Source organism: Actinophytocola sp. (genome assembly GCF_050699915.1).
GTDB lineage: Bacteria > Actinomycetota > Actinomycetes > Mycobacteriales > Pseudonocardiaceae > Actinophytocola.
Genome location: NZ_JBOHGA010000055.1, coordinates 1 through 13293, shown reverse-complemented (window position 1 = coordinate 13293; position 13293 = coordinate 1). Strand labels below are relative to the sequence as shown.

The 13293-nt window shown below is 71.8% G+C and carries 5 protein-coding genes; all 5 read right to left on the bottom strand.

Features of this window, described 5'->3' with window-relative positions; genetic code table 11:
• Nucleotides 1–35: 35 nt before the first annotated feature.
• The 5 genes from ACRDSK_RS12870 to ACRDSK_RS12850 all read right to left on the bottom strand — a co-directional run bounded on the left by ACRDSK_RS12870 (nt 36) and on the right by ACRDSK_RS12850 (nt 13230).
• Nucleotides 36–740 (bottom strand): ABC transporter ATP-binding protein, encoded by a 705-nt coding sequence (locus ACRDSK_RS12870; RefSeq protein WP_431440701.1) that lies wholly within the window; start codon nt 738–740, stop codon nt 36–38.
• Complete coding sequence (locus ACRDSK_RS12865; protein WP_431440700.1) at nt 733–2619, bottom strand: ATP-binding cassette domain-containing protein; 1887 nt, start codon at nt 2617–2619, stop codon at nt 733–735. Before ACRDSK_RS12865 ends, ACRDSK_RS12870 begins: the two co-directional genes overlap by 8 nt.
• A complete protein-coding gene (locus ACRDSK_RS12860; protein ID WP_431440698.1) occupies nt 2616–3485 on the bottom strand; it encodes a branched-chain amino acid ABC transporter permease in 870 nt (289 codons plus the stop codon). The genes ACRDSK_RS12865 and ACRDSK_RS12860 overlap by 4 nt, the downstream gene beginning before the upstream one ends.
• A gap of 80 nt (nt 3486–3565) precedes the next feature.
• On the bottom strand, nt 3566–4825 hold the full coding sequence (locus ACRDSK_RS12855) for an amino acid ABC transporter substrate-binding protein (RefSeq protein WP_431440697.1): 1260 nt from the start codon (nt 4823–4825) through the stop codon (nt 3566–3568).
• A 407-nt stretch (nt 4826–5232) separates the two neighbouring features.
• Nucleotides 5233–13230: a MupA/Atu3671 family FMN-dependent luciferase-like monooxygenase gene (locus tag ACRDSK_RS12850; protein ID WP_431440695.1), complete on the bottom strand. Its 7998-nt coding sequence runs from the start codon at nt 13228–13230 to the stop codon at nt 5233–5235.
• Between the last annotated feature and the right edge of the window lie 63 nt (nt 13231–13293).

Below are 13293 nucleotides of genomic sequence, written 5' to 3'. Positions count from 1 at the left end.
CTGCTCCACGAGTTGTCGGCAGACCGCTCGGATCCTCAGATGCCCAGTACGTCGCGGCGCACGTCCTCGTTGTCACGTAGGCGATTCGACGGGGCGCCGACGATGATCCGGCCTTCGGCGAGCAGGTAGCCGCGGGTGGAGATCTCCAGTGCCCGGTCGATGTCCTGCTCAACGAGCAGCACACTCACGCCGCCCTGGTTGATGGTGGTGATGGCCTCGAAGACCTCGTCGATCACGACCGGGGCGAGGCCGAGTGACGGCTCGTCCAGGAGCAGCAGGCTCGGTCTGGCCATCAGGGCGCGACCGATGGCCAGCATCTGCTGCTCTCCGCCCGACAGGCTGCCGGCCAGCTGCGTGGACCTGGCCGACAGCCGGGGGAACAGCTCGAACACCTCGGCCATGGTCTGCCGGTACCGGGCCCGGGCCGTGCGGCGGTAGGCACCGAGACAGAGGTTGTCGTGCACGGACATCTGGCCGAAGATGCGGCGTCCTTCGGGGACGACGGCCACGCCGTGTGCGCAGACCCGGTGTGCCGGCAGGCCGACCACGTCGACGCCGCCGATGTCGATGTGGCCCCGGACCGACGCGTGCAGGCCGGCGACCGACGCCACGAGCGTGGACTTCCCGGCGCCGTTGGGACCGATGAGGCTGACCGTCTCACCAGCGCCGACGTCGAGGGTGACGTCCCACAGTGCTTGTGCGTCACCGTGGAACGCGTCCAGCTGACTGATCTCAAGCATGTGCGCGCCTTCCCAGGTAGGCGGCGACGACAGCGGGGTCGGCCAGCACTGTCTTGGGGTCGCCGTCGGCCAGGCACGATCCGCGGTCGAGCACGACGACGCGGGTGGACAGCGCTTTGACCACCCGCAGCAGGTGCTCGACGATGACGATGGACACGCCGTTGGCATGGATGCGGCGGATCACAGCGACCGCGTTGTCGATCTCCGCGGGGTTCAGCCCGGCCAGTGCCTCATCGAGCAGCAGCACCTTCGGCGCGGTTGCGAGAGCGCGAGCCATCTCCAGCAACTGCCGCTGGTGCAGGTTGAGCGCGGACGGGTAGGCGTCCGCCAGATGATCGAGCTCGACCACGGCCAGGTGTTCGGCGGCGACGCGGCGGGCGTGTGCCAGCTGTCTGGGCACCCGCCCGAACATGACGGCCATGGCCACGTTGTCCCGCACGGTCATCGACGCGAACGGCCGCGGGATCTGGTAGGTGCGGGCCACGCCGGCGTGGGCGATCCGGTGTGGCGGCAGAGTTGTGGTGTCGTGACCGGCGATGAGGATGCGGCCACTGGTCGGGCGCAGGCTCCCGGCGAGCAGGTTGACCAGCGTGGTCTTGCCCGAGCCGTTCGGTCCGACAAGGCCGACCAGCTCACCCTCCCGGATCTCCAGGGTGAGGTCGACCACCGCGCGCACGCCGCCGAAATGCCGGGTGAGGTTCCGGCACTCCACCAGCACCGCGCCGGCCGCGTCCACAGGGGATGGTAGTTCGTCCTTTGTGGATGGTACGGGTTCCGCTCGCGACGGCGCCTCCGCACGGGCACGCCGCCGCAGCGGCGACAGGGCGACCGCAGTGCCGGTGAGCATCCCGATCAGGATCGCGTCGAGCGGCTCTTCGATGCCGCCCGCCCACAGCGCCGCGGTGACAAGGCCGAAGGCGATCAGCGTGCCCGGCCACTGGTTCCGGAGTCGAACGTAGAGCCCGTCGGGTGCCACGACGACCAGCACGACCAGTACGGCTCCGAGGACGATGAGCGGCCAGCCGGTGAGACCGAGGGCGGTGAGGCGATCCTGCAGCAGCACGACCAGCACCGCCCCGATCAGCGGCCCGGACCAGTGCGTGCGCCCGCCGAGCACGCTCATCACGATCACGAACAGCGGTACGGTCAGATTGAACACGCTCTCTACGGTGACGAACCCGATCTGGAGGGCGAAGACGCTGCCGCCGACCCCACCGATCACCGCACTGGCCACGAGTGCCTGCAGCTTGTACCGGAAGGTCCCGACCCCCAGCGCCTCGGCGACGTCCTCGGCGTCCCGAATGGACGCGAGCGCCCGGCCGGACCGCGTGTGCGCCATGACGAACGCCACCGCCACCGCGACCCCCGCGACGATCAGGCTGGCCAGGTACAGGAAGTCCTGGAGCAGGCCGAGCTGGGCGGGGAAGGGCGGAATGCCGACCACGACCCCCTGGCCGCCGTCGATCGCGTTGTTGATCCGGGCCAGTGCGGCGAGGATGAACGGCACGGCCAGGGTGAGCAGGGCGAAGATCTCGCCGCGCAGGGATCGTAGCCGGAACGCGACGAAGCCCATCCCGAGCGCGAGCAGCGCGCAGAGGGCCGCGGCGATCACGACGGTCAGGTAGAAGTCGACCTGGTGCCGACCGAACAGCACGGCCGTCGTGTACGCCCCGACACCGACGTAGGCGGCCTGGCCGAAGCTGAAGTACCCGCTGTACCCGGACAGGATGTTCCAGCTCGTCGCCTGGGTGACCCAGAACAGCATGGTGGTCAGCAGCGCCAGGTATGAGATCGGGAAGCCCAGGGTCTCCCGGTACAGTGACAGTACGGCCAGCGCCGCGACCGCGAGCGCGATCCCCGCCAGCCCCCGCAGGATCACCGGAACGCCTTGCGGGCGAACAGCCCGTGCGGTCGCAGCAGCAGGGTCACGACGATCACCGAGAACAGCACGAACGGCGCGGCCGCGGGGGACAGCAGCAACGACACCACGCCCGACAGCGCGCCGACCACCAGGCCGGCGACGAGCGTGCCGATCAGATGGCCGATACCGCCGAGGATCACCACGGCGAACACCGTGCCGAACCACTCGAACGCCGTGGCCGGGGTAAGCGCGTTGGCCAGCGCGAACAGCATGCCGGCGACCGCGGCGGTGGCGCCCGAGACCGCGCCGAGCAGGATGCCCATGGTGCGGTGGTTGATCCCGTACGCGGCCGCGATCGTGCGATCCTGCGCGCTGGCGCGCATGGCCCGACCGACGAATGTCCGTTGCAGGGCCAGATGGGCGCCGGCGATGAGGGTGACCGCGATCAGGAACGCGAACAGCGTGGTGACCGGGAACACGAGGCGCCCCACGGAAACCGATGCCGTGGCGTAGGGGTTGACCGTCGAGCTCATCCGCTGGAAGTCGGCGCTCCAGACATTGCTCACGACCTGCACCGTGATGATGAGCAGCCCGAAGCTGACCAGCAGCGAGTTGAGCTCGGTGATGCCGAGCCGTTCATAACCCCATTGCAGCGCCCCGCCGAGCGCCGCCATGCCCGGCGCGGTGACGGCCAGCGTCAGGATGGGATCCATGTTCCACGCCGAGGCGAGCTGGAAGGTGAAGTAGGCACTGACAAGGATCATGCCGAAGTGCGCCAGGTTGATGATCCGCAGTACGCCCCAGATTACCGAGACGCCGGCCGCCATCAGCGCGTACAGACCGCCCAGCAGTGCTCCGGCCAGAGCCGACTGAACTGTGCTCACGACGGTCCCTCGCAGGCTCGGTACCGCCGCTCGCGGTCGCCCTGTGTTATCGATTCGCTCGCAAGCTCGCTCATGCCGACTCAGGACGCCGGCCGGCGTAGCTCCGCCGCGGCCCGGTCGGCCGGCCACACGGTGACCCAGTCGGAGTTCTGGACCTGCTTGATGGTCTGGGTGGTCGGCCAGAAGTTGTTGACCTCCGGGTCGAACGTGAGGTCCCCGTTGAACGTCGTGGTCGCTCCGTTGCCGTGCAGCTCGTCGCACAGCGCCGCCTGGTCGAGCCCGCCGCTGCCCACGACCGCGTCGGCGAGGATCTCCCAGGCCGTCCACGACGCCGCGGCCTGCGTCTCGAAGACCGTGTAGGGGAGGTCTGCCGCCTCCGCGCGACTCTGGAACTCGTCGACGATCTCGGTCGCCTCCGGGGCGAGTTCGTCCAGAGTGGACTCATTGGGTTCGAAGATGCTCACGGACAGCAGGCCGTCGGCCGCGGCACCGAGGCCGAGCGGTGGGCCGGGTGCGGGGAACAGGCTGAACATGAGTGGCGGTGAGTAGTTCAGCTGTGTCATCGCCTGCAGCAGGTTGACCGGGTCGACGCCGAGGCCGTTGTTGACGACGAGGTCGGGTGCGGCGTCGCGCACCTGGGTGGCGATTGGAGCCCAGTCGGTGGTCGTCGGTGGGTAGCGGATCTCGGCGACGACGTCGAGGCCGCGTTGCTTGGCGATGGACACCGCGCCGGCCCGGTCGGCGTCGGACCCGTAGGAGACGAAGTCGGTCGAACCGTTCTGGTTGGTGAGGATGGCAACCTTGGCGGGTGGGTTCGGCAAGCTCGCGACCGCGTCGAACAGCTGGTTGGGGACGAACTTGTTGGGCTCCGGGCCGATCGACCAGCCGGGGAACTGGCAGTCGTAGTCCATCTGCGGGGCGAGCACGGACGTGTGTTGCGGCATCGTGAAGCCGTGCCGCTCCGCCACCGCCATCGCCGAGAGGATGTTGGGCGTCGCGTACGGCCCGATGATGAGGTCGACCTTGTCCTGGCTGATCAACTGCTCGTAGAGGGTGGCCACCTTCGCCTGGTCCGACTCGTCGTCGCGGACCACCCAGCGCACCTCGCGGCCGAGCCATCCACCGTCGGCGTTGAGCCGGTCGACGAACAACTCTCCGGCGATCTTGTGAATGGCGCCGGTCGCGGCGAAAGCGCCGGAAAGGGACAGCGTGGAGCCGACCACGATCGGTTCGTCGGAGTCGGCGGGCGCGCCGCTGTCGCTTCCAGACTTCGCCTCACAGGCCGTGCCGAGGCCGATCAGCGCTACGACCGCCACGAGTACGGAACCACGACGTCCCATGCCTCAGTTCACCTCGCAGGTGTTGTGAACGGGCTTCGGCACGATCCGATAGTTGTGGCGGCAAGTGTATGCACTGCGTCCGCCGATGTGCAATGACGTGGAATCGCTTCTCCAATGTGGACGCGAACCGCGACCCGAAGGCCGAATAACCGCTCAAGCCGCGCGGCGCATCGGGAGCCGCTACGGGGTGGTGGACGGCGGAAGGTCGACGGTCAGCCCGTGTTTCGCGGCGAACAGGCTCGCTCCCCAGGTCGACGTATGCCCGGCAGAGATGCCCCAGGAGCACGGCCTCCAGACGTCCGGTATCGACATCTCGGCTGAGCGGTAACGCCTCGAACAGATGTGCCACCGCGTCGGGATAGTTGACTCACCAGAACTCGTGCGGTGAGGCGAGGCCGACGTCGGGGCTACCGCCAGGTCCGGGTGTCCGGCGCGGCGAGGCTGCTGGTCAGCAGGTCCATGTACCGCTGCGTCCACGACGCCATCGTGGCGGCGTCGAAGAGCTGGGTGGCGTACTCCACCTGCAGCATCATCCCGCCGTCGTCGGTGGCGATCAGGTTCCAGGTCTGCTCGGCGCGCGCCACGGGCAGGTCCACATCGACGGGGACGGCCGGCTCGACACCCTCGAGCTCCAGCGCCGGCATCGCCCAGTTGAACAACCCGAACAGCACCCGGGGCGGTGCCGGCCAGAACGGGCCGCCCAGCTCCTCGTTCTGCGTGGCCTGCGGGATGGCCGGCAGTTCCATCTGCTGCCAGATCGCCTCGGTCGCGCGGGTGACCAGCTCGTCGAACGAGTCGGCGTCCGCCACCCGCACCATGAGCCACGCCGGGTGGGTGAACAGGCCGACGACGTCCTCGAACCGTGCCTCGCCGCGGTTGGCCATCCCGCAGAGCGACGCGACGACCGCCGAGCCGGTCAGCTCGTGGCCGAGCCCGGCGAACACCGCGAGCAGCACCGCGAACGGGGTGGTGCCGCGTTCGGCCGCGACCGCCGCCACTCGCTCCGTCAGCGACGGGGACAGGTCGACGCGGATGACCTCCCCGCCGCCGGTGACCCGTTCGGCGCGCGGCCGGTCGACGGGCAGCCGCAACGGTTCCGCGCCCCACTGCCGGGCCTGTGCCGCCCACGCCGCCACCTTCTCCCGCGTGGCCGGGTCGGCGAGGTACTCCTGCTCCCAGTGGGTGAAGTCGAGGTAGTCGGCCGTCAGCGCGGGCAGCTCCGGCTCGCCGCCGGTCAGCGCGGCACGGTACAGCTCGCCCAGGTCGCGGATGAGCACGGTCGTCGACCAGCCGTCGCTGAGCGAATGGTGCACGGCTATCAGCAGCTCGGCCACCTCGGCCGACACGGTGAAGAGGACGGCTCGCATGCCCGCCTCGCCGTCGAGGTCGAACGGCCGCGTCGCCCGGTCGAGGACGGCCGCGTCGAGGTCGGCCTCGGTCACCTCGACGACCGGCAGCGGCACCGGCCGCGGCGCCAGCACCTCCTGCCACAGCTTGTCGCCGTCGCGCCGGTAGCGCGTGCGCAGTGTGGGATGGCGCTCCGCGAGCGCGGTCAGCGCGTCCCGCAGCGCGTCGTGGTCGAGGTGGCCGCGCAGCGTGAACCGGGTCGCGATCGTGAGCACGCTCGGCGTGTCGCTGTTGCGGGTCAGCCGGTAGGTGTGGCGCTGGCCGCGGCTGGCCGGGGCCGTGCGGACCACCGCGTCCTCGCCCGTGTCGCCGCCGGTGTCCCCGGGCGGCGCGAGGTGGGCCATGAGACCGCGGACGGTCGGCGCCCGGAGGAAGTCCAGGACGCCGAGTTCGACGCCAAGCTCCGAGCGGATCCGGTTCACCAGCCGGACCGCGGTCAGCGAGTGGCCGCCCAGCTCGAAGAACGTCGACGTCGCACTCACCTCGTCGACGCCGAGCTCGGCGCACCACAGGGCCCGCAGGCGCTGTTCGAGGCCGGTCGCGGGTTCAGCGGGTTCAGCGGGTTCAGCCACGACCCGGTCCGCCGCCGGCTCCGGTAGCGCCGCGCGGTCGAGCTTGCCGCTGGTGTTGAGCGGCAGCTCCGGCAGCGCCACCCACGCGGTCGGCACCATGTGGTCCGGCAACCGAGTGCCCAACTCGGCGCGCAGCCCCGACACGGTCACGGCGGAGTCCGCCGGCACGACGTACGCGGCGAGCGAGACCACGCCGTCGGGTCCGGTCCCGGTGCGCACGGCGGCGTCCCGGACGCCCGGCAGGCCACGCAGCTGGTGCTCGATCTCGCCCGGCTCGACGCGGTACCCGCGGATCTGCACCTGGGCGTCGTTGCGGTGCAGGAACTCCAGCTCGCCGTCGAACCGCCACCGCACGACGTCCCCGGTGCGGTACAGCCGGCCGTGCTCGCCGTGGTCGGCGAACCGGGCCGCGGTCTCGGCCGGGTCGAGGTAGCCCCGGGCCAGCTGCGCGCCACCGAGGTACAGCTCGCCGGCGACGCCCACCGGCACCGGCGCACCGGACGCGTCGAGGACCCGCACCCAGGTGCCGGGCACCGGTCGCCCGATCGTCGGCGGCCCCTCGCCGCGCGGCGGCACCCGCGTCCACGTGGACGCCACGGCCGCCTCCGTCGGGCCGTAGATGTTCCACACCGCGAACGGCGCCGACTCCGCCGGCCGGCGCCGCAGCCGGTCGCCGCCGGTGATCAGGTGGCGCAGCGCGACGCTGCCGTCCGCCGGCCAGTCCAGGTCGAGCAGCAGCTCGCACATCGGCGTCGGGATGAACGCCACGGTAACGCCGACGCCGATCATCCAGTCCCGCAGCCGCGGCGGATCGAACCGCAGCTCCGGTGGCACGACGTGAAGGGGCGCGCCCGCGTGCAGTGCCGGCCACACGTCGATGACCGAGGCGTCGAAACCGGGGCTGGAGAACCACATCAGCCGGTCCGCGGCGGTGATCTCCAGATCGCGGCTCAGCCAGGTGAGCGTGTTGGTGATCGCGCGGTGCTCGACGACACAGCCCTTCGGCACGCCGGTGGAGCCGGAGGTGAACAGCACGTACGCGACGTCCTCCGGTGAGCGCACCGGCACCGAACCTGGTGCGTGCTCACCATCCAACTCGTCGACGAGGACGACCGGCACCCCGGCAGGCAGCGCGCCGGCCAGCGTCGAGTGGGACAGCACGGCCGCGACCCCGGCCTGGTCCAGCATGGCCGCGATCCGGGCGGGCGGCTGCACTGGATCGACCGGCACGAACGGGATCCCGGCCCGCAGCACGCCGACCATCGCGACCACCGCGTCGGCGCCACGCGGCAGGTGCACGGCGACGGGCGCGGGGAACCCGGCCGCCGCGTCCGCGTCGGGGACAAGCGACGCGACCGCCGCGGCGACCGCGTCCGCCTTGCGGTGCAACGCGGCACGGGACAGCGTGCCGGACTCGTCGACGACCGCCGGACCATCCACTTCGGACAGTCCATCGTGGAGCAGGCGGGGCGCGGCGGCCACCGGCCCGCCGTCCTGCCACCGGGCCACGTCGCCATGCCCGGCCACGGCGGACGCCAGCAGGTCGCCGAGCGGGCCGTCCGGCGCGGCGGCCGCGGCGGTCAGCACGGCGCGGAACGTCTCCAGCGCCCGCCTCGCGGTGGTCACGTCGAACAGGTCCACGGCGTAGTTCAGGCGGCAGCGGATCGTGTCGCCGAGGTTGGTGAGGAACAGCGTCAGGTCCAGCGGTGCCCGGTCGGCCGCGGCGTCGCTCAGGACTGCCTCGACGCCGGGCAGGTCCAGCTCGAAGGTGGCCTCGTTGTCGAACTCCACGGCCACATCGAACAGCGGGTTGCGCAGCGGATCGGCCGGGCCGCCCAGGGCGCGGACGATCTCCGACAGCGGCACCTCGCGGTGCTCCTGCGCGCTGATGATCTGGTCGCGGACCTCGCGCACGAGGTCGGCGAACGTGGCGTCGTCCGGCACGCGCACCCGCAGTGGGAGGGTGTGCACGAAGAAGCCCACCGTGCGTTCGGTGCCGTCGGGCCGGTGCGCGAACGGCGTGCCGACGACGACGTCGGCACACCCGGACAGCGCCCGCAGCGCCGCGACATACCCGGCGAAGAGCACCATGAACGGGGTGCTCCGGCGGGCGCGGGCCAGCTCCTTGATCGCCGCGGTCGTCGCGGTGCCGAGCGTGACGCTCACCGTCGCGCCGCGACCCGACGGCTCGGCCGGACGCGGCCGGTCGGCCGGCAGCGAGATCTCCACGGGCGCGCCGGTGAGCAGGTCGGTCCAGTAGGCGAGCGAGCCGGCGGGGACGGGCGACGCGGGCGCCAGCGCGCCCGGCTCGGGCAGGTCCGGCACGCCGCCCGTCATCGCCGCGCGGTAGCACTCGGCGAGCTCGGTGGTGAGGATGTCCGCGGACCACGTGTCGATGACCAGATGGTGCAGGCGCAGCACCAGCAGGTGCCGCCGTTCGCCGAGGCGCACCAGCCGGGGCTCGAACAGTGGGCCGTGCGCGAGGTCGAACGGGTGCGCGGTCTCGGCGGCCATGATCGCGGCGGCGGCCTCGTCCGGATCGGCGCCGAGGTCGTCGGTCACCGGGAGCGTGATCTCGCGGGTGCGGGCGACGACGCGCCGGGGCTCGCCGTCGATCTCGCGGAACACCGACCGCAGGCCGGGGTGGCGGGCCACCACGGTCGTCATGGCGGCGCGCAGCGCCTCGACGTCCAGGTCGCCGTCCAGGCGCACGACCAGCGACTCGTTGTAGGTCGGCCGGCCAGGGAAGGCCTGCTCCAGGTACCAGATCTGCCGTTCGGTGGTGGTCGTCTCGTGCACGTCCGACGCGGTGAACGCCGACCGCAGCCCGGAGATGTGCGGCAGGCCCGCGGTGATCCGGGCCGGCGGCAGTCCGAAGTCGACGAAGCAGGAGATCTCGTCGACGCCGATCGCGGTGAGCGCGTGCACGATCGGCTCGCAGTCGGCCGGGCTGCCGATCAGCGCGCGGTCGGCGCAGTACCGCTCGTACGCGCGGGAGAGCAGGTAGTCGAGGTCCTCCTTGTCGGTGTTCTCCAGGTCGATGGAGAAGCCGAGGCTGTTGGTCACCTGGCCGAACAGCGCCAGCGACGAGCGCAGGTAGGCGCAGAACGGTTCGAACGCCTCGGCGCGGACCCGCTCGGTGTCCTCGCCGAGGTAGGTGTGCAGGAGCAGCACGACGCGGCCGCCGGCCGGGTCGAGCCCGTGCTCGGCCCTGGTGCGGCGGTAGAGCGCGATGTTCTCGGCGAGCTGGCCGACGTCCTGTGCCAGCAGGTTGGTGATCACGCCGAAGCCGTTCGCCGCGGCCTGCCGGTAGCTGTCCGGGTTGCCGACGATGGCGGTGTAGAAGTCCGGCTCCTCCTGGACCGGCCGCGGGTACAGGCGCACCTCGACCGGCTCTCCGTTGCCCGCCGTGCGGGTGAGCGCGTCACCCCGCCACAGCGCGCGAATGGTCTCCACACCGGTGTACATGGCCTCGCGGTGCTTGCCGTAGACCTCCGGTGCCAGCACGAAGTCCCGCGCGTGCCAGCCGCTCGCCACACCGAGCGACACCCGTCCGCCGGACAGGTTGTCCACGACGGACCATTCCTCGGCCACGCGGATCGGGTCGTGCAGCGGCAGCACGACGCTGCCGGAGTGGATGCGCACCCGGCTGGTCTGCGCGGCGATCGCGGCGGCGAGCACCGACGGGTTCGGGAACACGCCACCGAACGAGTCGAAGTGGCGCTCCGGCAACCAGACCGCGTGCATCCCGCTGCGGTCGGCGTAGCGGGCGGCGGCGAGGATCGCGGCGTACTTGTCGCCGTCGCCGTCGTGCGGGTAGTCGCCGAAGAAGTAGAGGCTGAAGTCCGGAGTGGTCGGTGCGACCTCCACCGCGTCCGGCTCGGCGAGCGGGATGCGCGCCATCGCCGGGATGCGGGGCAGCGGTGCGCGCGGGGCGGTGCCCGGCGGGCGGGAGCCGGGCAGGAACCCGCCGCGGCGCAGGTCGTACAGGGAGTTGCGCACGGCGTCGGCGACGAAGTCGACGTCGCCGTCGCTGTGCGCGGTGGAGAGGAAGAAGTTGCGCCATTCCCAGACGTGCACGCCTTCGAGCACCAGGTGGTGGAACAGCAGCTCGAGGTTTCCCCGGTGCACGAAGCGGAACAGCGACCCGAAGTGGTGCAGCTCCACCGGGAACTCCTCGGTGGTGAAGAACTCGTTGAGCGTGCCCGCGAGCCGTGCGGTCCGCTCGTTGAGCCGCTGCTGGAGTCCGGGGCCCTGGTCGCGCAGCCAGGTGAGCACGGCCCTGGCCGCGACCATCGACACCGGGTGTTGGATGTAGGTGCCGCCGAAGAACGTGGTGTCGCCGGCCGGGATGCTGTCGTCCCCGTAGGACCAGAAGCCGCCGTCGACCCAGTCCATGATGTCCGCGCGGCCGGCGATCGCGCCGATCGGGTAGCCGCCGCCGATGAGCTTGCCGTAGGTCGCGAGGTCCGCCCGGACGCCGAAGATGCCTTGCGCGCCTTGAGGATGCGGACGGAAGCCGGTCAGCATCTCGTCGAACAGCAGCACGATCCCGTACTGGTCGCACAGCTCGCGCAGCGCGCGCACGAACTCCACGGGCTGGCGGTCCGGGTAGCGGCTCGGCACCGCCTCCACCACGACCGCGGCGATCTCCCCGGCCTGGCGCCGGATCATGTCCAGGCTCTGCTCGTCGCCGTAGCGCAGGACCAGCATCTCGGCGACCGCCGAGTCGGGGATGCCCGGGGAGACGGGGACGGTGCGCAGGCCGTCGCCGGTCGGCACGGTGCGGCCCAGTACCGGGTCGATGTGGCCGTGGTAGGCGCCGTCGAACATGACGATCTTGGTGCGGCCGGTGTACGCGCGCGCCAGCCGGAACGCGGCCGAGTTGGCCTCGGTGCCCGACGAGGCGAACGCCGCGCGGTCGTGCCCGGTGAGCTCGCACAGCAGCGCGGCGGCCTGGCCGGTCTCCTCGCCGCGCGGGCCGAGCCGCATCCCGTCGGCGAGGTAGGCGTCGACCGCGTCGGTCACGAAGTGCGGCTCGTGGCCGAACATCAGGATGCCGAAGCCCATGGTGATGTCGACGTAGGTGTTGCCGTCGACGTCCTCCAGGTGCGCGCCGCGGGCCCGTTTCGCGGCGAGCGGGTACAGCAGTTCCTTGGTGACACTGCGGAAACCGACGACCGCGCGGCTGTCGGCGAGGGGCCGCCGGTAGCGCTGGGCGATCTCCTTCGACCGGGCGGTCCGCTCGGTGTAGCGGCGCACGAGGTCGTCGAGGTGCGCGCGCTGCCGCTCGTCCAGCCGGCCGCCGGACATGCCGGCGGCGCGGTCGACCACGACCCGCGGTCCGGTCTGGACCGGCGCCGCGGCCGTTGCCGGTGGCGGTGTCGGCGCGGGTGCCTGGCCGTTGCGGGACGCGGTCTCGGGTGCGGCCGGGGTCGCCGGGCGGCCGGCGAGCAGCGCGACCTGTTCGGACATGAGCTGGGTGAACCGGCCCATCAGGTCGAGCTGCTCGCGCACGACGGCATCGTGACCGGACGCGGCCAGCACGCCCGGATCCGACGGTACGGCGGGAAACGCCGGCAGCTGCGGCAGCGACGGCTCGGCCACCGGTCCGGCATCGACCGTGCCATTGAGCGGCGCGGAGACCGGCGCGGAGACCGGAGCGGCCGCGGTGGGTTCGGGCGTCGGCGCGGCCGCGGCGGGCTCCTCCGCCGGCATCCGGTCCACGATCACGGAGCTGAGCCGGGCCGGGGTGTCCGCCTCCTCGAACAGCTCGCGCATCGCGACCCGCACCCCGAAGGCGACCTCGAGCTCGCGCACCATGTTGATCATCAGCAGCGAGTCGGCGCCGAGGTCGAAGAACGGGACGTCCGCGCCGATGTGGTCCGGCTTGTCACCGAGGTGGTGCGCGGTCAGGTCCCGGACCCTGTCGAGCACCTCGTCGTACCGGCCGGTGGTCTCGGGCATGGTGGCGGCACCTTCGGTCTCGGGCACGGCAGGGCCTGCCCAGTGGCGGGTGAGCTGGAACGGGTAGGTGGGCAGCGGCACCCGCCGGCCGGGGTGCAGGGCGGCCCAGTCCACGTCGACGCCGTGGCAGAACAGCGCCGCGACGCCGGGCATGACGCTGCCGGATCCCCTGCGGCGCAACGGAACCCACGTCGTCGCCGGCCACTGCCGGCCGAGTGCGGTGAGCACGCCCGACGGGCCGAGCTCCACGAACGTGGTGGCACCGTCCGCGACGAGCCGCTCGACGCCGGCGTGGTAGTCGGCGGTCTCCCGGGTGTGCGAGCGGACGTGGTCGGCGCCTGGCACGGTGCCGGGCGCCAGCGTGGCACCGCCGAGACCGGTCACCACGGGCAGCCGCAGCGGTCGCCAGTCCAGCCCCGCGGCCTGGCGGGCCAGCTCGGCGAGCACCGGCTCGACCATCGAGGTGTGGAACGCCCGGTCGCCCGCTACGCGCCGGCAGTCGGTGCCGCGCGCGGACAGCGC

What these genes read in the sequence shown, in the direction of transcription:
- ACRDSK_RS12870 (WP_431440701.1), bottom strand. Translation starts at nt 740, where the DNA reads ATGCTTGAGATCAGTCAGCTGGACGCGTTCCACGGTGACGCACAAGCA.
- ACRDSK_RS12855 (WP_431440697.1), bottom strand. Translation starts at nt 4,825, where the DNA reads ATGGGACGTCGTGGTTCCGTACTCGTGGCGGTCGTAGCGCTGATCGGC.
- ACRDSK_RS12850 (WP_431440695.1), bottom strand. Translation starts at nt 13,230, where the DNA reads ATGGTCGAGCCGGTGCTCGCCGAGCTGGCCCGCCAGGCCGCGGGGCTG.